The organism is Kribbella steppae, from assembly GCF_004342025.1.
GTDB lineage: Bacteria > Actinomycetota > Actinomycetes > Propionibacteriales > Kribbellaceae > Kribbella > Kribbella steppae.
The window spans coordinates 159974-180842 of record NZ_SLWN01000004.1; the positions used below are offsets into that span (position 1 = coordinate 159974).

The following is a 20869-nucleotide window of genomic DNA, read 5'->3' on the forward strand; positions in this document are numbered from 1 at the left end:
CCCGTCCGTCGGTACAGAACAGCCTTAGATGATCGGGGTCTCCGGGCCGCTGGTGGCGGCGACTTCGGCCTTCTCCTCCTCGTCGAGTTCGTCGACCTTGATGCGGGTGGTCCAGCGGTTGTCGGGGTCAGGTTGGGGAATGGAGTCAAGCAGGAGTTCGGTGTAGGGGTGGGACGGGTTGTGCATCACTGTCGAGACCGGGCCGCGTTCGACGATGGAGCCCTTGGTGATGACCATGACCTCGCCACCCAGGTAGTAGACGGTGGACAGGTCATGGGTGATGAAGAGCGTGGTCATCCCGTGCTCGCGCTGGAAGTCGAGCAGGATGTCCAGGAAGTGCTTGCGTACCTGGGCGTCCAGCATCGACACCGGTTCGTCCGCGATGATGAACGACGGCCGCAGCATGTGCACCCGGGCCAGCATGATGCGTTGCCGCTGGCCGCCGGACAGCTGGTGCGGATACCGGCCGAGCACGTTCTCCGGCTCGAGCCGCACCGCCCGCAACGACTCCTCGATCAGCTCCAGGCCCTTGGACCGGCTGGTCGTCAGCCCGAACTTCTTCACTGCCTTCCAGAGCGCGCGATCGACCCGGTAGAACGGGTTGAAGATCGCGTACGGGTCCTGGAACACCGGCTGCACGTCGCGCCGGTACGCGTCGTACTCGGCCCGGCTCAGCTTGAAGATGTCCTTGCCGCCGTACAGCACGGACCCGGCCGTCGGCTTCTGCAGGCCGAGCACGTTGCGGGCGATGGTGCTCTTGCCGCTGCCGCTCTGCCCGACCAGGCTGACCACCTGCGGCGGCCGGGCCGCGAGCGTGAAGCTCACGTCGTCGACGGCGGTGATGTAGCCGCCGGACACCCCACGGGCGTGGAATCGTTGCTGTACGCCACGAAGTTCGAGCTCGGACTTCACGAGGCCCTCCGTCCTAGTCGCGGGATCGACTCGATCAGCTGGCGGGTATACGGATCCTGCGGATCCTTGAACACCTGCCGTACGTCGCCGACCTCGACCAACCGGCCTTCGTACATCACCGCGACGCGGTCGGCCAATTGCGCGTGCACACCCATGTCGTGCGAGATCACCATCAGCGTGACGCCGAAGTCGGTGCGCAGGTCGGCCAATGACTGCAGGATCACCCGCTGGATGGTCACGTCGAGCGCGGTGGTCGGCTCGTCCGCGATGATCAGGTCAGGTTCGAGGGCGACCGCGATCGCCATCAGCACCCGCTGCTTCATCCCACCGGACAGCTCGTGCGGGTACATCCGCGCGACCCGCGGCTCCAACCCGACCTGACCCAGCAGCCTGGGGATCAACTCGGGCAGAGACTCCCGGCGACCCGGCGCGTGCTCCAGGATCACGTCCTTGAACTGCTCCTGCACCCGCATCACCGGGTTGAGCGAACTCATGGATCCCTGCGGCAAGTAGGACAGGGCGCTCCAGCGCAGTACTCGAAGCTCCTCTCCGTCGACCTTCAGCAGGTCCACCGGTGAACGCTTGGCCGGCCGGAACATCGCCGAGCCCGCCGTCACCTTGCCCGGCGGTTTGAGCAGCCGTAGCAACGCCACCGCGAGCGTGCTCTTCCCGCTGCCCGACTCCCCCGCGATCCCGAGGATCTCGCCCCGGCGGACGGCGAGATCCAGACCGCGGACCGCCTGCACGTCACCGCGGGTGGTCGAGTACGTGACGTCGAGACCCTCGATCTCCAGCACCGAGTCACTCACCGGCCACTCCTCTCAGCCGCGGGTTGTAGACCTCTTCCAACCCGATGTTGATCATGTTCAGCGCCGCGAACAGCAGCGTCAGCAACACGATCGGAACGACGAACATCGGCCAGGCCCCGAGCGTCAAGGCTCCGGTGCTGATCGCGCTGTAGATGATCTGGCCGAGGTCGATCACGCCACCCGGCCCGAGCCCGATCACCTCCAGGCCGACCAGGCCGAAGATGGCGCCCAGTGCCGACGACGCGAACCCGACCCCGATGAACGGCAGCAGGTTTGGCAGCAACTCGGTGACGATGATCTCGATATCACGAGCCTTGGTCACCCGGGCCAGATCGACGAACGGCCGCGACCGCAGGCTGAGCACCTGGGACCGGATCGTCTTGGCCGCGAACGGCCAGGAGAAGATCGAAATCATCACGCCGACCTGGAACAGGCTGACGTTCTTCGCGTACGCCGACAACGCGATCAGCAACGGGAATGTCGGGATCACCAGCAGGATGCCGGTGAACGTCGACAGCACGTTGTCGATCCAGCCGCCCTTGTACCCGGCGACGAAGGCCACGATCACGCCAGCCACCGTCGAGATGACACCGGCGATCGCGCCGATCTGCAGCGAGACCGAGAGCGCCTTCACCACCATCGCGAACACGTCCCGCCCGAACTGATCGGTCCCCAGCAGATGCCCGGGCCCAGGCACCAGCCACTTCTCGTACACCGCGACCTCGAGCGGATCCTCGCCTCCGCCGACGGCCTTCGCGATCAGCGGGCTGCACAGCGCCAGCAACACCATCAGTCCGAGGATGAGCAGTCCGGTCGCCAGTCGACGGCTGTTCCGGATCGTTCGCAGTACCGCAGTCAGGATTCTCATCGTCATCACTTCCAGTACTTGACCCGCGGGTCAAGCAGCGGGAGCAGGAGGTCGAGGAGCAGGACGGCGGTCAGCACCGAGAAGATCGCGATATTCGTCACTCCGAGGATCGTGTTGAAGTCCAGCTGCTGGATCGCGGTGACGAGTGTCGTGCCAAGACCGGGGTAGTTGAACAACTGCTCGACCAGCACGTTGCCGTTGAAGATGAAGCCGAGCGAGATGCCGAACGCGGTGATCTGCGGCAGGTAGCAGTTCCGCAGCGCGTACCGGGTGAGGATCCGCCAGCCCTTCAGGCCCTTGGCCTCGGCGTACACCAGGTAGTCCTCGCCGAGTACCGGCACCATCAGCATCCGGGTGGACAGGATCCAGCTGAACGTCCCGATCAGCACGATCGAGAACCCCGGCAGCAGGCCGTACTTCAGCACACTGCCGATGAAGTCCAGGTTGAACCCCGGGTTGATCCGCGAGTCGTACGCCGATCTGGCCGGCAGCATCCCGAGTGAGTACGCGAAGATGTAGACCAGGATCAGCGCGACGAAGAAGTACGGCACGTGCGAGAGCGCGATGGACAGGTTGGTCGCGATCGACGAGCCGAGCTTTCCGCGCCGCCAGCCGGCGATCGCGCCGATGATGATGCCGAAGAACCAGGCCAGCACGGCGGAGATGCCGAGCAGGCCGATGGTCCACGGCAGCGCCCGCATGATCACGTCCTGGGCCGGCGTCGGATAGTTGATCAGCGACGGGCCCATGTCGCCGTGCAGGATCAGCTTCTCCATGTACTTGAGGTACTGCGAGAAGAGGTTGCCATCCAGTCCGAACTCGTGCTGGTACCGGGCGATGATCTCGGCGCTCGCCTGCTGGTTGTAGATGTAGTTCTGCTGCAGGCTCTGGATCAGGGTGTTGATCGGGTCGCCCGGCATCAGCCGGAAGAAGAAGAACGCGATGGTGAGCGCGCCCCACAGCTCGACCAGGTAGAGCCCGAACCGGCGGATCGCGTACGCCGCCAGCGGATGCCGGGACAGCCAGGCCCGCACCCCCGTCGAGGGTGCGGGGTCCTGCGGCTTGTCGACAGCGACCGCGGGCGGCGCCTCTGCCGTCACGCCGGTCCCTTCTGCCCGGTGGCCTTGATCTTGCCGAGCACGAAGATGAAGTGGGGCCACCAGTTCAGCGGCACCTCGTAGAGGTCGTCATCGGTCGGCCAGTCCGTCCAGAACGTGGTGTTGAAGAACTGCGGGTAGCCGGTCTGGATCACCGGCAGCAGCGGCAACTCCTGGAAGTAGATCTCCAGCGCCTGGTCGAGCAGCGGCTTGGCCTCCTCGCTGTTCGGGTCCATCCCGGCCAGCTTCTTGGAGATCTCGTCGAACTTCGTGTTCCGGAACCGCATCTTGTTCTTCCCGGCGGCGTTCTTGCCGATCGGTTGCGCCTTGCTGCTCTCCCAGTCGGTGTAGAGCTGCTCGGGATCGATGGCGAACCCGGCCCAGCTCGAGTCGATGTCGTACTCGCCGCGCTGGAACTTCTGATCGTGCACGCTGCCGGACAGACTGCGCAGCGTGGCCGGCACCCCGACCTTGGCGAGGTCGGTCTTCAGCACGTTGGCGATCGCGTACTCGTCCTTGTCGACCGGCGCGGGCGTGATGATCTCGAGGACGATCTCCTTGCCCTTGTACGTGCGTTTGCCGGTGGCGTTCTTCGGGGCGATCTCGTCGAGCAACTGCGTCGCCTTGTCCAGGTTGTGCTCGAACTTGTACTTGTTCGCCAGTTCGTCGTTCTTCCACTTGTCGTTGGTCGGGTAGTCGGCCCACGGGTAGATCGCAGGCGGTACCTCGACCTGCCACACCGACTTGCCGATCTTCTCCCGGTCCAGGCAGTAGTTGATCGCCTGGTGCATCTTCGGCTCCGCCATCACACCCCGGGCCGGGTCGCAGTTCAGCCACATCACCCGCGGGTTCGGATCGTGGAACTGCGTGGTCTGCAGGGCCGGGTAGCCGGTGTTGGTCAGCTGCTTGGCGTGCTGCGCGTCGATCGAGCCGACGTCGAACTCGGCCCGCTCGAACGCCAGCGACGCCTGGTCGAGCTGCTTCGACGTGCTCTGGAAGACCGCGTACTGCGGCTTGGGGTCGAGCTTGTCCTTGTTCCAGTAGTTCGGGTCCTTCTCCCAGATGAACATCTTCTGGTTCCGGATCGCCTGCTTCAGCTTGTACGGACCGGACCGGACCGGCGGGTTGTCCTTGTACTTCGTCGGGTCCTTCCCCTTCCACACATGCTCGGGCATGAGGTTGATCGGCGCACCGGCGATCGCGGCGATGAAGTTGTAGTGCAGCCGCGGCGTCGGCTTGAGCAGCTTGACCACCGCGGTGTGGTCGTCGGGCACCTCGACGTCCTTGACGAACTCCTTCAGGTCGCCGCCGCCGCCGAACAGGTCGGGCCGGTCCTTCAGCAGCATGACGGTGAACTTGAAGTCGTTCGCGCCCAGCGGCTGGCCGTCGTTCCAATGTGCCTTCGGATCGAACTTCATCGTCAGCTCGGTGTGGCTGTCGTTGTACTTGTACTCCGTCGCCAGCCACGGCGTCAGCTTGCCGGTGGCGAAGCTGAGGAAGAACAACGGCTCCGTAGCCAGCTCCACACCGGCACCGCCCGGCGAGCCGTTCGGGATCATCCCGTTGAAGCTGTCGAAGACCGTGTACTCGACCTGGCCGACGATCACCGACTGGTCCCGCGGGACCGGGATGTTGGCCTTGCCGATCTGGATCGACTTGGTGGCGACGGGCTTGTCGTTGGCGGGCTTGTCGGAGTACGAGCCACCACCGCCTGAGCAGGCGGCGAGCAGGCCGGTCAGCGCGGCTGCCGCGCCTCCTCCGACCAGGCTCCGCCGGCTCAACTGGTAGCGGACGACATCAGCGACGTCTTCGAACTGGGGGCGCGGCGCTTCGTTCATGACGAAAGTCACCTCCGTTTTCGTTGCGCGGACAGGGCGATCACCGACCGAGAGGTGTGACGGACTATAAGTAGCGTTGACAACGTTGGCAAGACTTCATTGCCACGTTGGAACATTCGCGACGAATCCGCTGCTCAGTCGATATACCAACCTTTGACAACGTTGGTTCGCTCTACGTAACGAACCTCAGGCGGGAGCAACCCCGGATCGTCACACGCCGCATCACACGGCCGCCCTCTTTGATCGAGTACGACGGCCGCATCGGGCGGTCGCGAAATTCCCAGGGGGAGACATGACGAACACGACGGTGGACTTCGAGGCGATCAAGGACAAGCAGCGGGCTGCCTGGCAGACCGGCGACTACCCGCGGGTGGGCAACACGCTGCAGATCATCGCCGAGCTCCTGGTCGAGGCCGCCGACGTACGGGCCGGGCAACGAGTGCTCGACGTCGCCTGCGGTCAGGGCAACGCGGCGATGGCGGCCGCGCGGCGGTTCGCCGAGGCCACCGGCGTCGACTACGCGGCGAATCTGCTCGAGCAGGGCCGTGAGCGCGCCGCAGCCGAACACCTGCCGGTGACGTTCACCGAGGGGGATGCGGAGAAGTTGCCGGTTCCGGACACCTCGTTCGACCTGACCTGCAGCACGGTCGGCGTGATGTTCGCGCCGAACCACCAGCAGGCCGCGGACGAACTGGTCCGGGTGACGGCTCCGGGCGGCAAGATCGCACTGGCGTCGTGGACGCCGGCAGGCATGATCGGCCAGCTCTTCAAGACCGTGTCGAAGTGGGCACCGCCGCCGGCCGGCGTGCAGCCGCCGACGCTGTGGGGCACCGAGGATCACCTGTTCGAGCTGTTCGGTGACCGGGTCGAGTGGGTCGCGCTGAACCGGCGTGAGTTCGTGTTCCGCTACCACACGCCGGAGCACTTCTCGGAGTGGTTCCGCGACTTCTACGGCCCGATCACCCGCCTGGCCGGGACGCTGGACGGCGAGGACCTGAAGCAGTTCGCCCGCGAGCTCGCCGACGTACCGCGCGCGTTCGACTACGCCGACGACGGCACGGTCGCCGCGCGGGCGGAGTACCTCGAGGCGGTGGGAATCCGCCGCTAGGGTACGTCTCTCAATTCCCTGCAGTCGCGAGCAGGTGCGCGGCGATGTGCCCGCCGAATGCCGCGCAGCACGCAGGGAATTGGGAGACGTGCCCTCACGGGGTGACACTGGTCTCGGGGAGGGGGAGAGATCAATGGTGACGATTCGGCTGCTCGGTCCGCCGGTGATCGAGCACGGCCGGGAGCCGGGTCGTCAGCCCCGCGGGCGGAAGGCCTGGGCGCTGCTCGGCTACCTCTTGCTGGCCGAGCGGCCGCCCAGCCGTCGCCGCCTCGCCGAGCTGTTCTTCGCGGACGCCGAGGATCCCCTCGGCGCGCTGCGCTGGACGTTGGCCGAGCTCCGCCGCACGATCGGCGTACCGGATCTGCTGACCGGCGATCCGGTGGTGACGGCCATCGACCGTACGACGACCATCGACGTGCTGGCGTTGACCGAGCCGTCGGTGGAACCCGAAATGCTGCTGAAGCTCGGTGGTGAGCTCCTCGAGGGTGTGGAGCTGGAGTCCTGTCCGGAGTTCGAATCGTGGTTGCTGGTCGAGCGACGCCGGGTCGCCGGTGTGATCGAAGCGCGGATGCGGCAGAACGCCATCGCCTTGGTCGCGGCCGGGCGGGCCGCCGCGGCGATTCCCTTTGCCGCAAAGGCGATCGAGATCAATCCGCATGAGCAGGGCAACCACGAACTGCTGATCCGGAGCATGGCCACGTCTGGCGATCGGGTCAGCGCGCTTCGGCAGGTCGCGATCTGCGAGGACCTGTTCCGCCGCGAACTCGGCATCGGGGTGTCCGAAACGCTCCGGGATGCCGCGGAGGTTCGGCCGAAGTCGGGTCCGCCGCTGAGTGGTCGAGCCGCGGCCGTCAGTCAGCTTCAGGCCGGTCGGGCGGCGATTGTGGCCGGCGCGGCCGACGCCGGCCTGCAGTGCCTGCGCCAGGCCGCGGCGCTCGCGGTCCAGTGCCACGACAAGACGCTGGAAGCACGGGCACTCGCGGCTCTCGGAGGCGCTCTCGTGCACGCGATCCGGGGGCATGACGAGGAGGGCACGATCGTCCTGCACGAGGCCCTGACGGTCGCCGAGGAAGCCGGTGAACGGGCGACTTCGGTGTTGGCGCTGCGCGAGCTGGGTTTCATCGAGGTCCAGGCCGGCCGGCGCAGGACCGGTGACGAGTGGCTGACCAAGGCCCAGGCACTCGCCGAGACCGATGCGGAGTCCGCTGCGATCCTCGGCGTACGCGGGATGAATTCCTCCGACCGGGCCGACTACCCGGCTGCTTTCGAGCAACTAGGTGAATCTGCCGAGCTCGCTGCCCGCTGTGGTGATCATCGGCAGCAGGCCTGGTCACTGTCGCTCGTCGGCCGGGCGCATCTGTTGCGTTCGGAGTACAGCCAGGCCGCGGCAGTCCTGGCCGAGACGCTCGGCCTGGTGCGGCAGGAACGCTGGATCGCCTTCCTGCCATGGCCGCAGGCGCTGGCGGCCGAGCTCGATCTCTACGCCGGGAAGCTCGACACCTCGGCGGAAGGGTTCGAACAGGCCTGGGCGCTGGGCTGTCAGCTGAACGATCCGTGCTGGGAAGGGATGGCCGGCCGCGGGCTTGCTCTGCTGCACGCCGGTCGAGGCGATTACCCCGGCGCGACCGAGTGGCTCGATCTGGCGATGACCCGGGCGAGTCGCGAACCGGATCGCTATCAGTGGGTGCACGCGCATGTGCTCGACACCGCCGTCGGGACCGCGCTCGATCAGTCCGACGGCGAACGGGCTCAGCGGCTGGCGAGCAGCCTGTCGTCGCTCGCCGCTCGCTGCGACCTGCGGGAGATGCAGGTTCACGCGCAGCTTCACCTGGGCCGGCTCGGCGATCGCCGGGGTACCGCCGCCGCGCGGTCACTGAGCGCCGATATCGACAATCCCGCTCTGCGCGAGCTCGCCGGCCGGTGATCAGTCGAAGGCTGCGTCGACGAGGAGTTCGGAGCTGCGGTCGGGTTCGTTGAGTACGGCGCGGATCACGTGCCGCTGGTCCCAGCGGCCGCTCGCCCACGCCAGCGCCTTGGCCAGTCCGTCGAACGTCGCCGCATGCGGAGCACCCTCGTCGTCCACCCACCACGACACCTCGACCCCGTCGACCGTGAGCTCCTCGTGCTCCCACCACGTCGGCGGGACCTCCGGGACCAGTTCGCGCACGATCGCCGGCACGTCGGCCGCCGTACCGTCGCCGTCGATCTTGCCCTGGGCAACTTCCTGCGCCATCGGTACGTCGAACAGGTCGCTCAACCCGTCCGCGGCCGCACCGGAGGCGACGACGAATCCGCCCAGATCCTCACGCTGCAACCACATCGGCCCGTCGACGACCACCGCCCGGCCGACCTCGGCGACCCGGGTCAGACCGTCGTCGGCGAGGACCCGGACCTGCTCCGGCGTATCGCCCGGGAACACCGACAGCGTGCCGAGCTGACTCCACAACCGCAGGATCGCGCTCTCGTCGACATCACGCTCCGGGTCGGCGAGGCGCTCCAGCAACAGACTGATGCCGTCGGCATCGAGATCGCCGACCTCGCGCACCAGGCCGACCGCCGTCCGCACCTCGGGATCGAGTCCGGCCGTCCACGCCGGCGCCTCGTCGAGGAAGCTCGCGAGGACCGGATCAGCATCCGGATCGGCCCGGCCGGCAAGGGGTTCGCCGTCCTCGAGCAGGACGCGCTCACGGATCCACCAGGCCGAATACGACGGGACGCCGAGCGGGCGATCATCGGGACCGACCACGCGGACCTGGGTGACCAGAGCCCGGCGGAGATCGGGTGACGAGCCGAACAGTTCGAGGACCCGCGGCCAGGCGTCGTCGGTGATCCAGTCGAGGTCGCGGATCGCGGCGAGTTCTCCGACGGTCGCGCCGTACCGGGATCCGTCCGGTGCCACGTCGTACGCCCAGTCCTCGATGCCGTCGAGGTCGTTGAGGGATTCGGGCAACTCGTCCAGGGCGACGTCGGAGGCGGTGACGACACCGAGGGTCGCGAGTACGCCGACCGCCTTCAGCGCGGGCAGTCCGTAGCGCTCGAGGAGGGTCTGGTCGACCGGCGCGACCTCGTCCTCGTCGAGGACGGAATCGGCTTCGGAACCGGGGATGACGAGCGCGTTCGCCGGGACCAGGTCGCCTTCGTCGTCCCTGAGCGCGAGGTCGGCGAGCCACCACAGGCCTTCTGCTTGCGACGGGTCGGCGGCGACCAGGCTCAGGACGGCGTGCGCGATCCCATCCGGATCGTCGGCTTCCAGCGAGTGCTCGACGGCGGTGCGTACGGCGCTGTCCTCCAGCAACGTCCGTGGCGTCGCCGGGAGTGCACCGAGGCGTTCGAGCGCTGGGTCGACGGCTTCGGGGTGGACTACGCGTACGCCGTACTCGCCGAATTCCTTGAGAACGTCGACGGGCAGCTCAGGCCCTGGGAGGAGGAGGCCACGGACACCACGAACGAGCCGGCCGTCGGCGAGCGGGACGGGCAGGGTGCCGAGGGACTCGCGGAGCAACGCGTCCGTCACCATGCCAGCGAGTGACGCATAGAGGGTGCGCCACCACTCGGGTGATTCCTCTACGCCGAGTTGGTCGACGACCTCGGCCAACTCCAGTCGGCGAACCTGGAGAGTGTCGAGCGCCGTACGAAACTGCAGACTCGACCGGATCAGCCCGCGAACGATCGGCGCGAGTACGACGGTGAACGCGTCATCAGCCCCTTCGACTACGACCGCATCCCGCGGCCTGATGAGCGTGTCATCCTCCACAGCCCGGACGATCGCCGTACCCGGCAGCACAGCGACAATCGCATCCCGGATGGCCCGATCCAGCGCCCCCGCCGCAAGCCCGGTAGGCACCAGGCTGAGCACCTCGTCCCCATCCTCGGCCCGCTGCCGCAGCAACTCCGCGTACGCCTCCGCGGCCTCCTGCACCAACCGATCCGTCAACGGCCCCTGCGCCACATGCCGCCGGGTCGGATCCAACGGAAAAGTTGCCAACAGCAACCCTCTGAGGCTGAGCGGCTCGTCGGTCGGGGTCGGCGCCTGCACCACTCCCGGCAGCTCGACGGCTTCATCACGCGGAAGGGCCCACAGCACCGACCACTGGGGGCGTGAACGTTCCTCCGTCGGACGTTCGGCCAGCAACTGCTCTCGTTCGCGTTCATCGAAGACGCCACCTACGCGGAGGACGTGCCAGCGAGACTCGGCGTCCTCCAGGGTACGGTGACCGTCAACTGTCTCGATCTCGATGTGTTCGAGGCCGGGCAAGGCCAGCAGCAGCGCATCGCCGGCTTCGTCGAGCAGGCGGCGTACGAGCTCGGCCGCCGCCTCGTCGCGCAGCGGCAGGATGACGGCGGTGTCGTACCCTTCCGGCGGCTCCCCCTCCGCCTCGAACGGCAGTCGCAACACGGGCACCTGGCCGTCACGGCGCCGTACCTCCGTATCAAGTCCTGCAGACCCCAGCCCCGCGATCGCCGCCGCTGTATCCGCCTTCGAGAACCGCACCCCACCGGTCCGCGACAGAATCACCGGCTCATCCGTCACCGCCAGCACAGCGGAGAATCCGACCCCGAACCGGCCAACCGCCCCCTCATCCCGCTTCGCCGACGCCCGCAACGTCGCCAGTGACTCAACCCCCTCAGCGGTCAACGGCGCACCGGTATTGGCAACCACCAACGTGCTCCCACGGAACGAGAAGAGCACCCGCCCAGGCATCCCCGCCCGAGCAGCCGCATCCGCCGCGTTCTGCGCCAGCTCGACGACGACCCGGTCGACGTACCCTCCGAGCGCCAGATCCTCCTCGGCGTTCGCGTCCTCCCGAAACCGCACCGGCGCCGCCGCCCACCCGGCCAGCACCCGCTCCCGAACCCCGGCCGTCCCGAACACGTCGTCACTCACCCGGTGCAGTATGCCAAGGACCTCGCGTGTTCCTGGAACGAACAGCCTGGGTTGGGCGCATCGTGGCGGGTCGCGGCTATCGTGGTCCGGTGATCCCACCCGGCAGCCGGTACGTCGCCCTCGGCAGCTCGTTCGCCGCAGGCCCAGGAATCAACCCGATCGTGGACAAGGCGGCCGGACGTTCGGGCAACAACTACGCGCACCTGGTCGCGGCCGAGCTCGAACTCGACCTCGTCGACGTCACCTACTCCGGCGCGACCACCGCGAACATCCTCGACACCCCGCAGGACGAGGCTCCGCCCCAGCTCGAAGCCGTCGGACCCGACACCGCCCTGGTCACGATCACTGTCGGAGGCAACGATCTCGAGTACGTCGGGACGTTCAGCCGAGGCAGCATGCTGAACACGCTCGCCAAGCCCGCGACCCTCCTCGGCCGCCGCGTCGCGAACCGGATCCGCGCCCGGGTCAGCTACCTCAAGGACGACGCGTCCTACCAGGCCGTCACCGACTCCCTCGTCACCGTCGTCGAGCGGGTCCGGGAGCGGGCTCCGGCGTCGCGGATCATGCTCGTCGACTACCTGTCCCTCGTCGGCCTGAGCACTCGTCCGCGTCTCGACGTACCACTGAACGAGGAGCAACTCCCCAGCATCGCCATGATGGCCGACGGCCTCGCTGCCGCCTTCGCCAAGGCGGCCGCCACCACCGGCGCCGACCTGATCGCATCGTCAGCCGCGAGCCGGGATCACGCGATCGGATCAGCCGAGCCCTGGACGACCGGATTCACCCTCCGCCCGCCAGGTTTCCCCGGCGGTTTCGTCCCCTACCACCCGAACGCGGCCGGGATGCGAGCCGTCGCGGACCTGATCCTGCGGACCCTCAAAACGTAGTACGCCCCTCAAAACGCAGCCCCGGAAACGTAGGCTCGGACCATGGAGGTGCGGCAGGCATCGGAGACGGACGTCGACGCGGCGGTCCGCACCTTGGCCCGCGCCTTCGAGGACTACCCGATGACACGGCTGGGCCTCGACCCGGACGACTACCTCGACCGGCTGACGCAGTACCAGCGGCTCTTCGTGACCGGGATCGGCCTGCCGCACGGCCGGGTCTGGGTCACCGAGGACACCAGCGCCGTCGCCGTCTGGACCACGCCGGCCACTCCCCCGGACGCCTTAGCCGCGTACGCCGACGAACTCACGAGACTCGCGGGGTCGCGGGCAGCACTGGCCAAGGAGTGCGAGCAGGCAATGGGCGTCTTCCGGCCGCGCGAGCCGGTCTGGTTCCTCGCTCTGGTCGGCGTCGATCCGGACCGCCAGAACCAGGGACTGGGCCGAGCCGTCATCACTCCCGGCCTGGCCGCCGCCGACGCCGAGCACTCCCCGGCGTTCCTCGAAACCCACGAACCCGCCAACCTCACCTTCTACGAGTCCCTCGGCTTCACGGTCACCGCCGAACTGGAACTCCCCCACCACGGCCCCATCCACTACGCCATGTACCGCCCACCCCACTGAGGAGAGGCGCCCCGCGAGACGCCTCTCCCGGGCCAGGTCAGGGGTTGAGGAAGCTGGCGTGGGGTGGTTGGTTGTACGCGGTGTTCTGCCAGGCGACGGCGACCCGGTACATGCGGTCCTGCATCAGGGAGACGCGCGAAATACTCGTCGAGTCGGTGGTCGAGTAGATCCGCAACGCCGTGTCGTCCGAGGTCGGCCAGATGACCTCCTCGCGCCAGTCGCCGAGGATGTCGGCCTGCAGCGCCGGCGTGGCCTTGGTGCCGTTGTTGGAATGCACGCCGCTTGCCGTCAGCAACCGGGTGTCGCCGGCGGTGCCGTACTTGTCGATGTGGGTGCCGTCCAGCAACTCGCGCTGCCCGTCGCCGTCCCACCAGATCACGAAGTTCGTCGACCCGGGTTTCCGGCCGGCGACCTGCGCACCGTTCGTCGCCGAACGCAGCCCGGCCACCGCCGACGACCACACCTCGGCGCCGGCATTGCCTGACCAGATGTCATCGCCAACAGCACGACCGTTGTCACAGCCACACGAGGCAGCACGCCATATTGTCTGACCAGTACGCGCGTCGGCCACCCAGTCAGCGGGCTTGGAACTGTCCTCGGACGGTTTGAACACCTCGAGACCGGCGCGACTCGGCACCAGATCGCCGACGTGGTACGCGTCGCCGTGACCCAGTCCGTTGGTCCACAAACCGTTGCCGTTGTCATCGATCGCCATCGCGCCGTACATGATCTCGTCGCGGCCGTCGTTGTCGACATCGGCGATGGACAACTGGTGGTTGCCCTGCCCGGTCCACGCCGACCCGTTGGTCGAACTGTTGCTGTCGAACGTCCAGCGCCGAGTCAGCGTCCGGTTCGAGTAGTCCCACGCGGAGATCACCGACCGGGTGTAGTAGCCGCGGGCCTCGATGATGCTCGGCCTCGCTCCCGAGACGTACGCCGTACCGGCAAGGAACCGGTCGACACGGTTGCCGTACGAGTCGCCCCACGACGAGACCGTGCCGCGCGGCGGGACGTAGTTGGCGGTCGCCAGCACCTCACCAGTGGTGCCGCTGAACACGGTCAGATACTCCGGACCGGTGAGGATGTAGCCGGACGAGTTCCGGTGGTCGGCGTTCGCGTCGCCGATCACCTGGCCGGTGCCGGAACGCGAGCCGTCGGCGGTCTTCACCGCGACCTCCGCGCGGTTGTCACCGTCGTAGTCGAAGACCTGGAACTGGGTGTAGTGCGCACCCGCGCGGATGTTGCGGCCGAGGTCGATCCGCCATTTGCGGGTGCCGTTGAGTTCGTACGCGTCGAGGTAGACGTTGCCGGTGTACCCGGCCTGCGAGTTGTCCTTCGCGTTCGTCGGGTCCCATTTCAGGACGATCTCGTACGCACCGTCGGCGTCGAGGTCGGCGACGGACGCGTCGTTGGCCGTGTAGGTGTAGGCAACACCGTCGGGCGTCGTACCGCCCGCTGGCTTCTGGATCGGGACGTCCTGACTAGTCGCCAGGGTGGACACCTCGCCATCGGCTGCCATGGTTTCCATACCGCCGGCCAGCGGGTGAACGCTGTAGCGCGTTGGCCGGAGCTCCGGGGTCGAGGTAGTTGGTGACCTTGGTCGTCGCGATCCGGGTGGCGTCGCGATAGACGGCGTACTCGATCCCCGCGGGATCGTCGTGCAGCAACCGCCAGGACAGGAAGTTGCCCTTGGCCGTCCGCAGGCTGACCAGACCACGATCGAGGTTGGCCGTGTCGGTGGGGACGATGTTGTTCAGGGCCGTGGCTGGGTCCGAGGTGGGTTCGGCCGCCGGCGTGGCTTGCGCGTGGACCGCCGTGAGTCCGGCGGTGACGGTGGTGATCGCGACCGCAGTGGCGACAAGAGGATTGAGACGTTTCATCGTGACCATCCAGGTGTGGGCGGGGACTGGAAAGCGTTTCCCGAAAGGTAGAAGACGCCTCTGTGCGTGTCAATAGCGCTACCCAGGGTGAATCGTTCGAATTTGACGAGCGGTGAACCGGGTCGGCGTGTCAGAGTCCTGCGGTGACCTCGACGAATGAGCAGGCTGCCGCGTTGCTGGCGGCGTACGACGACCAATTGCGCGGCGCGGGCGAGAGCGCTGACGTACCGACGAGCCAGGACGGACCGGTGATTCGGGTCGAGTACCCGAGTCGCGGGTTCGCGAGCTATCGCTCGCTCGAGGGCCTCGACGGCGCCGAGGTGGATGCGTTGATCGCACGGCAGCGGGACTACTTCGCCGCCAAGGGCAAGGCGGTCGAATGGAAGCTGCGCGGCCATGACCTGCCGGCGGACCTTCCGGACCGACTGCGTGCGGCCGGCTTCGAGCCCGAGGACGAGGAGACCGTCCTCATCGCAGAGAGCGCAGCGATCGCCGAACGCCTCCGCGGCCGCGAATCCGTGGACGGCGTCACTGTGCGCCTGACCACGGACGAGGGCGACTTCGCGCGAATCGCCGCGATGGAGTCCACCGTCTGGGGCGAGGACTGGTCCTGGCTGACCGACGAGCTGGTCCGACACAAAGCGAGCGGACTCACCGACATCTTCGTCGCCGAAGCCGCCGGCCAAGTCGTCTCCGCGGCGTGGGCCGTCTACAAGAAGGGCACCGACTTCACCGGCCTCTGGGGCGGCTCAACGCTCCCCGAATGGCGCGGCAAGGGCATCTACAAGGCGCTCGTCGCAGTCCGCGCAGCCCGAGCAGTCGAACTCGGCTACAAGTACCTCCAGGTAGACGCCTCCGCCGACAGCTCCCCCATCCTCCAACGCCTAGGCTTCCTGCCCGTCACCACAACCACCCCCTGGGTCCACACCCCCGCCTAACACTGGCGCTGGCGGGGATGCTCCACCCCCCGCCCAACCACACCGGGGTTAGCGGGAGGCGGCGGGGCGGAGCCAGCGGAATGCGCGGCGGGCGGTGCTTGTGTCCTGCGCGGGCTGCGGCTGGTTGCGACGCTTGGCCGCGCGACGGCTGGGTTGCTTGGGTGGGATGGTGGGCTCGGTCTTGCCGAAGTGGCTGAGGGAGACCATCAAGTTCAGCGGTTCCATCTGTCCGTCCTCCAGATCCGGGCGCCCCTGTGGGTGCCTACATCCAGACGTCGGAGCCGATCGCCACTTCTTGACATCCGCGTCGCGTCGGAGTCGAAACTCACTCTCCGTGTCGCGCGGTCACTCGGAGTCCTTCTCGGTGGCCTGGACCAGGCGGCGGAGGAGGGCTTCCAGCCGGATTTGGTCGCTGGAGGAGAGTTCGTGGATCAAGGTCTGCTCGACGTGCTGGATCTGGTCGATGCCTTGTTCCCAGAGCTTGTGGCCGGCGGGGGTGAGAGTCGCGCCGACCTTGCGGCGGTCGTCGCGGTCGTGGGTGCGTTCGACGTAACCGCGTTTCTCGAGGGCGTCCAGGCGGTTGGTGAGTGCCGCCGCTGACATGCCCAGCTGCTTGGCCAACTCCCCCGGCGTGGCGCGGTACGGCGTACCTCCGCGACGGAGCATGTGGAGCGTCTTGAACTCCCACCACTGCAATCCGTACTCCGCCAGCACCGCGTCCCGGTGCCGATCAAGGTACTTCGCCAGCACCTGCAACCGAACCGCGATCCCTTCGACCCGCCGATCCAGGTCGGGCAGCTCGTTGGCCCAGAGGTCGACATGGTCATCCACTGAATCCTTCACCCGTCTAACTTTTCAGCGACTGAAGGTTAGTTGTCAAATATTTCGACGTCGAAATACTCTGCGGGCATAGTCACTGCTCACCCCGTGAGGACATTCCATGGCCCAGCTCGCCGTACCCGCAGCCATCACCGCCGCCACCCACCTGATGCGCGCCGCTCAGTGGACCGCCGCAACCGACCTCCTCCGCGCCACCACCACCGACGACCCAGCCGACCAGCGCGCCTTGAGCCTTGCGCTGGCCGAGGTCGCCGTAGACCGAGACTTTGCCCAGCAGACGGACCATGCCACCCCGGCGCTGGCCGCCGCGGCCGAAGCCCTCAACGCGTTGCCCGACACGACGGCTGCCTGGGACCTGGAGCTGCTCAACCTCCGGAAGACGTACTCAGGCCAGCTCTTCCGCGCATCGCAGCAGCCGGACACCGGAGGCGGTGGTGAGGAACAGGACCCGCACCGTGATCGGGCGGAGCTGGCGGAGTGGGCGGACAGACTGCGGGAGCGAGCGCCTGATGGGGTGCGGCGCGGGATGACGTGCTTCTACGCGGGAGTCATTGCCGACAACCTGCTCGGCAAGCACGAGACTGCGTTCGCCTGCTACACCGAAACCCTCGAGCTCGGGGAAGCAGGTGGGGACGATCTGCTGGCTTCGTTGGCGTTGCGGCACCTCGGGGACCATGCGCACACGGCCGGCGATCTCGCGCTGGCGCGGCAGCAGTGGGAGCGGTCGACGGAGCTCCGGCAGAAGGTGGGTCACCTCTTGGGTGCGCTGGCCCAGCAGACGTTGCTGGCGGTGCTTCTCCGGGATGAGGGCGACGCGGCCGGCTCGCGTGCACTCGCGACCGAGGTGCACAGGTGGTCCGGCCAGGTGGGCCTGTCGTTCATCAGCAACCAGACCGCCGAGCTGATGGGCTGAGTGCATCGCTCAGGGTCGTGCGGGAGTTCCTGGGGCGGCGAACGGGAGGCCGAACTCGGCGGGGACGCCGGGGCTGTACATCACGTGGTTGGGCGGGCCGGTCAACCCCATGAGACCGACTGAGGCCAGGAGGCCTTGGTCGTCGAACCGCACCAACTCGGCCGTGTGGAGGGACCAGGGCGGGTGTTCATTGGGGAGGTACCAGGTGCGGCGGGCTCGGCGGGTGTGGAGGCCCCAGCGGGCGGTGAGGAAGTGTTCGAGGGGGCCGGGCTCCAACGGTTGGCCTGTCCGTACGCCGATCGTGCTGGCGGCTTGGACACCTGGCCAGCGGACGGTCGACGTGTAGGTGTGGTGGTTGCCATCAGCAACATGAGTCATACGGGCCCAGCGGTACGGGAGGCCGAAGACGGTTCGGGCGGCCGCAACGACGGCCAGGCGGTCGGCGTCCAGGCTGAGGAACACCACACCGCGACGGCCCGAGGTGTCGACGGAGTACAGGCGGATGTTGGTCTCCAGGAACGTGCCCCAGTACGGGACGGCCGGGCCGTGCGCGAGGCCGGTGTCGACCATCCGGAAGGGCACCAGGCCGACGTACGTGCGTCCCTCGAAGGTGTCCGGCGCGACACCGGGTGGGAAGAAGTTCGCGACCTCGGACGGGTCCACGGACCAGTGCAGGAAGGTCAGGTCACGCCACCCCTGCCGCAGAATCCGCGGTCGCCGAAGCGCAGGTGCCTCGGGCCAGATCGAGTCCACCGGCTCAGTCGGCGTTGGGCCGGACCTCGCAGGTCGGGCGGCCGTCGTTCAGTTGGCAGACGATGTACGGCGTACCGTCGCCGGACTCACCGGTCGCACGCCACGGCATGACCGCGTCGCCACTGAGCAGCGTGTCGAGGGTCTGGAGCTCCGGATCGCGCTGCTCGGCGTGGTGCCGGTACCCGGCGGCTCCGAGCGCCAGCGCGATCGCCATGCCGAGCAGATTCACCTCGGTCGGCTGATCCGGAGCGACCGAATCAGCCGCCGGCTCGAGCCTGATCCCGTGATCCGGAACCTCGACGATCCGCGCGACGTACCTGCCAGCTGTCATGGCACCGAGCGTAGACCCAGAGGTCACCAACTGTCCGCTACTGCTCCTACCGTGGGTGGAATGGAGATCAGGGAGTTTCGGGCCGAGGTTCCGCAGAGTGAGCTGGACGAGCTGCAGCAACGGCTGGAAGCGACCAGATGGCCTGATCAACTGCCGGATGTGCAGTGGTCGTACGGCGTGGAGCTCGGCCGCCTGCAGGAGCTCGTCCACCATTGGCGGACGTCGTACGACTGGAGGCGGCTCGAGCAGAGGATCAATGCATTGCCGCAATTCGTGACGGAGATCGACGGTCAGCGCGTGCACTTCATGCACATCAAGCCGGGGGTCAAGAACCCAGTCCCGCTGCTGATGCTGCATGGGTGGCCAGGTGCGGCCAGCGACTTTCTCCAGCTGGTCGAGCCACTCAAGGACAGCGGGTTCGAGCTGGTGATTCCGACGATGCCCGGGTTCGGGTTCTCCGGGCCGACGGCGACGACCGGGTGGGGTGTCGACCGGATCGCCAGGGCGTGGGCCACGTTGATGGAACGGCTGGGATATCAGCGGTACGGCGTCCACGGCTACGACTGGGGTGCGCGGATCGCCCCCGCGTTGGCCCGCCTCGTGCCGGACCGGGTGATCGGGCTGCATCTCGACAGTTTCGTCGCGTTCCCGACCGGCGACGAGGAGTTCACCGAGGCGGAGCGCGAGCGTCTGGCCGGCCTCGATCGGTGGGCCGGCGAGCGATCCGGATACGCGTCGATCCAGGGCACCCGGCCGCAGACCCTCGCCTATGCGTTGGTCGACTCCCCCGTCGGCCAGCTCGCCTGGAATCTCGAGTGGTACGACGACTACGGCCATCGAGTCGGTGTCATCGGCAACGACCCGATCCTGGACTCGGTGACGCTGACCTGGTTGACCGGCACGGCGGGATCGCAAGCACGCCTCTATCGCGAGGCGCAGTCGACCTGGACAGCTGAGATCCCCTACTGCCCCGTGCCGACCGGGATCGTGGTCTTCCCCGGTGACGCGACCGTCCGCAAGCTCGCCGAGCGCGAGCACAACGTCGTGCACTTCCAGGAGTTCGACCGCGGCGGACACTTCGCCGCCCTGGAGGTCCCCGACCTGGTGATCGGAGACCTCCAACAGTTTTTCAGAGGACTCTAGGAAGAGAACGCGGCGTCGAAGGAAGCGGTCGGCGGGTCGAAGGCCAGCGAGCGGACGAACTGGAGCGCTTCGGCCGCGCCGACCAGGCGGTCCATCCCGGCGTCTTCCCATTCCACCGAGATCGGGCCGTCGTACCCGATCGTGTTCAGCATCCGGAAGCACGCCTCCCACGGGACGTCGCCGTGACCGGTGGACACGAAGTCCCAGCCGCGGCGCGGGTCGCCCCAGGCCAGGTGCGAACCCATCCGGCCGTTGCGTCCGTTGCCGACCTGGCGCTTCGCGTCCTTGCAGTCGACGTGGTAGATCCGGTCCTTGAAGTCCCACAGGAAACCGACCGGGTCGAGGTCCTGCCAGACGAAGTGTGACGGGTCCCAGTTGAGCCCGAACGCCTCCCGATGCCCGATCGCCTCCAGCGTCGCGGTGGTCGACCAGTAGTCGTAGGCGATCTCGGACGGGTGCACCTCGTGGGCGAACCGGACACCGACCTCGTCGAACACATCGAGGATCGGGTTCCACCGGTCCGCGAAGTCCTTGTAGCCGGCCTCGATCATGGCCGGCGGCACCGGCGGGAACATCGCGATGGTCTTCCAGATCGCCGAACCGGTGAACCCGACGACCACGTCGACGCCGAGGGCGCGAGCCGCCCGAGCGGTCGTCTTCATCTCCTCGGCGGCACGTTGCCGCACACCCTCGGGGTCGCCATCGCCCCAGATGTGCGCCGGCAGGATCGCCTGGTGGCGCTGGTCGATCGGGTCGTCGCAGACCGCCTGGCCGAGCAGGTGGTTGGAGATCGTCCACACCTTGAGGTTGTACTTGTCCAGGATGTCGCGGCGGTCGCGGACATACGCGTCGTCCTCGGCGGCACGCCGTACGTCGAGATGGTCACCCCAGCAGGCGATCTCCAGCCCTTCGTAGCCCCACGAGGCAGCCAGCCGGGCCACCTCCTCGAACGGCAGGTCGGCCCACTGGCCGGTGAACAGGGTGATCGGTCGAGCCATGTCCTCTACTCCTTCGTCGAACCGGTTCTTCTGGTACTGCGTTCAGCC

At 67.5% G+C, this 20869-nt stretch carries 20 protein-coding genes; 7 read left to right on the forward strand and 13 right to left on the reverse strand.

Annotated elements, in window-relative coordinates; genetic code table 11:
- Nucleotides 1–24: 24 nt before the first annotated feature.
- The 5 genes from EV652_RS12800 to EV652_RS12820 are packed head-to-tail and all read right to left on the reverse strand — an operon-like array spanning nucleotide 25 to nucleotide 5524.
- Nucleotides 25–912, reverse strand: a complete 888-nt coding sequence (locus tag EV652_RS12800) for an ABC transporter ATP-binding protein (RefSeq protein WP_132209319.1) — start codon at nucleotides 910–912, stop codon at nucleotides 25–27.
- Nucleotides 909–1721: an ABC transporter ATP-binding protein gene (locus EV652_RS12805; protein ID WP_132209320.1), complete on the reverse strand. Its 813-nt coding sequence runs from the start codon at nucleotides 1719–1721 to the stop codon at nucleotides 909–911. The genes EV652_RS12800 and EV652_RS12805 overlap by 4 nt, the downstream gene beginning before the upstream one ends.
- The gene (locus tag EV652_RS12810; protein WP_242001723.1) at nucleotides 1714–2589 is read right to left on the reverse strand and encodes an ABC transporter permease; all 876 of its coding nucleotides are present in this window, start codon (nucleotides 2587–2589) and stop codon (nucleotides 1714–1716) included. The genes EV652_RS12805 and EV652_RS12810 overlap by 8 nt, the downstream gene beginning before the upstream one ends.
- A gap of 5 nt (nucleotides 2590–2594) precedes the next feature.
- On the reverse strand, nucleotides 2595–3689 hold the full coding sequence (locus EV652_RS12815; RefSeq protein ID WP_132209322.1) for an ABC transporter permease: 1095 nt from the start codon (nucleotides 3687–3689) through the stop codon (nucleotides 2595–2597).
- Nucleotides 3686–5524: an ABC transporter substrate-binding protein gene (locus EV652_RS12820; protein WP_132209323.1), complete on the reverse strand. Its 1839-nt coding sequence runs from the start codon at nucleotides 5522–5524 to the stop codon at nucleotides 3686–3688. The genes EV652_RS12815 and EV652_RS12820 overlap by 4 nt, the downstream gene beginning before the upstream one ends.
- Before the next feature lie 292 nt (nucleotides 5525–5816).
- On the opposite strand from EV652_RS12820, the gene EV652_RS12825 reads away from it, so the two are divergent.
- Nucleotides 5817–6632, forward strand: coding sequence for a class I SAM-dependent methyltransferase (locus tag EV652_RS12825; RefSeq protein ID WP_132209324.1), 816 nt, complete (start codon nucleotides 5817–5819; stop codon nucleotides 6630–6632).
- Between the two features lie 133 nt (nucleotides 6633–6765).
- Entirely contained in the window at nucleotides 6766–8556 is a 1791-nt protein-coding gene (locus tag EV652_RS12830; RefSeq protein WP_132209325.1) for an AfsR/SARP family transcriptional regulator, read from the forward strand.
- Here the strand turns inward: EV652_RS12830 and EV652_RS12835 are convergent, their stop codons facing one another.
- Nucleotides 8557–11517 carry a sacsin N-terminal ATP-binding-like domain-containing protein gene (locus EV652_RS12835; RefSeq protein ID WP_242001724.1) on the reverse strand — a complete coding sequence of 987 codons (2961 nt, stop codon included), beginning with the start codon at nucleotides 11515–11517 and terminating at the stop codon, nucleotides 8557–8559.
- 89 nt (nucleotides 11518–11606) lie between these two features.
- Between EV652_RS12835 and EV652_RS12840 the strand changes: the two genes are divergently transcribed.
- Together EV652_RS12840 and EV652_RS12845 are read left to right on the forward strand one after the other, a co-directional pair.
- Nucleotides 11607–12404, forward strand: coding sequence for an SGNH/GDSL hydrolase family protein (locus EV652_RS12840; protein ID WP_199238155.1), 798 nt, complete (start codon nucleotides 11607–11609; stop codon nucleotides 12402–12404).
- 42 nt (nucleotides 12405–12446) lie between these two features.
- A complete protein-coding gene (locus EV652_RS12845; protein ID WP_132209326.1) occupies nucleotides 12447–13025 on the forward strand; it encodes a GNAT family N-acetyltransferase in 579 nt (192 codons plus the stop codon).
- A gap of 37 nt (nucleotides 13026–13062) precedes the next feature.
- Here EV652_RS12845 and EV652_RS12850 read toward each other — a convergent pair whose 3' ends face one another.
- Both EV652_RS12850 and EV652_RS45205 read right to left on the reverse strand, forming a co-directional pair.
- A complete protein-coding gene (locus EV652_RS12850; RefSeq protein ID WP_242001725.1) occupies nucleotides 13063–14544 on the reverse strand; it encodes a rhamnogalacturonan lyase in 1482 nt (493 codons plus the stop codon).
- Nucleotides 14507–14905 carry a rhamnogalacturonan endolyase family protein gene (locus EV652_RS45205; RefSeq protein WP_242001726.1) on the reverse strand — a complete coding sequence of 133 codons (399 nt, stop codon included), beginning with the start codon at nucleotides 14903–14905 and terminating at the stop codon, nucleotides 14507–14509. The genes EV652_RS12850 and EV652_RS45205 overlap by 38 nt, the downstream gene beginning before the upstream one ends.
- Nucleotides 14906–15048: 143 nt before the next feature.
- On the opposite strand from EV652_RS45205, the gene EV652_RS12855 reads away from it, so the two are divergent.
- A complete protein-coding gene (locus EV652_RS12855; RefSeq protein WP_132209327.1) occupies nucleotides 15049–15843 on the forward strand; it encodes a GNAT family N-acetyltransferase in 795 nt (264 codons plus the stop codon).
- A gap of 48 nt (nucleotides 15844–15891) precedes the next feature.
- On the opposite strand, the gene EV652_RS44015 is transcribed toward EV652_RS12855, so the two are convergent.
- Both EV652_RS44015 and EV652_RS12860 read right to left on the reverse strand, forming a co-directional pair.
- On the reverse strand, nucleotides 15892–16068 hold the full coding sequence (locus EV652_RS44015) for a hypothetical protein (protein ID WP_158441154.1): 177 nt from the start codon (nucleotides 16066–16068) through the stop codon (nucleotides 15892–15894).
- 120 nt (nucleotides 16069–16188) lie between these two features.
- Entirely contained in the window at nucleotides 16189–16686 is a 498-nt protein-coding gene (locus EV652_RS12860; RefSeq protein WP_242001727.1) for a MarR family winged helix-turn-helix transcriptional regulator, read from the reverse strand.
- 97 nt (nucleotides 16687–16783) lie between these two features.
- On the opposite strand from EV652_RS12860, the gene EV652_RS12865 reads away from it, so the two are divergent.
- Nucleotides 16784–17596, forward strand: coding sequence for a hypothetical protein (locus EV652_RS12865; RefSeq protein WP_132209328.1), 813 nt, complete (start codon nucleotides 16784–16786; stop codon nucleotides 17594–17596).
- Between the two features lie 9 nt (nucleotides 17597–17605).
- Here EV652_RS12865 and EV652_RS12870 read toward each other — a convergent pair whose 3' ends face one another.
- Nucleotides 17606–18349: a YqjF family protein gene (locus EV652_RS12870; protein ID WP_242001728.1), complete on the reverse strand. Its 744-nt coding sequence runs from the start codon at nucleotides 18347–18349 to the stop codon at nucleotides 17606–17608.
- 4 nt (nucleotides 18350–18353) lie between these two features.
- Complete coding sequence (locus EV652_RS12875; protein ID WP_132209329.1) at nucleotides 18354–18680, reverse strand: hypothetical protein; 327 nt, start codon at nucleotides 18678–18680, stop codon at nucleotides 18354–18356.
- 60 nt (nucleotides 18681–18740) lie between these two features.
- Here EV652_RS12875 and EV652_RS12880 point away from each other — a divergent pair, with 60 nt between their 5' ends.
- The gene (locus tag EV652_RS12880) at nucleotides 18741–19823 is read left to right on the forward strand and encodes an epoxide hydrolase family protein (RefSeq protein WP_132209330.1); all 1083 of its coding nucleotides are present in this window, start codon (nucleotides 18741–18743) and stop codon (nucleotides 19821–19823) included.
- On the opposite strand, the gene EV652_RS12885 is transcribed toward EV652_RS12880, so the two are convergent.
- On the reverse strand, nucleotides 19820–20821 hold the full coding sequence (locus tag EV652_RS12885) for a sugar phosphate isomerase/epimerase family protein (RefSeq protein WP_132209331.1): 1002 nt from the start codon (nucleotides 20819–20821) through the stop codon (nucleotides 19820–19822). The genes EV652_RS12880 and EV652_RS12885 overlap by 4 nt on opposite strands.
- Between the last annotated feature and the right edge of the window lie 48 nt (nucleotides 20822–20869).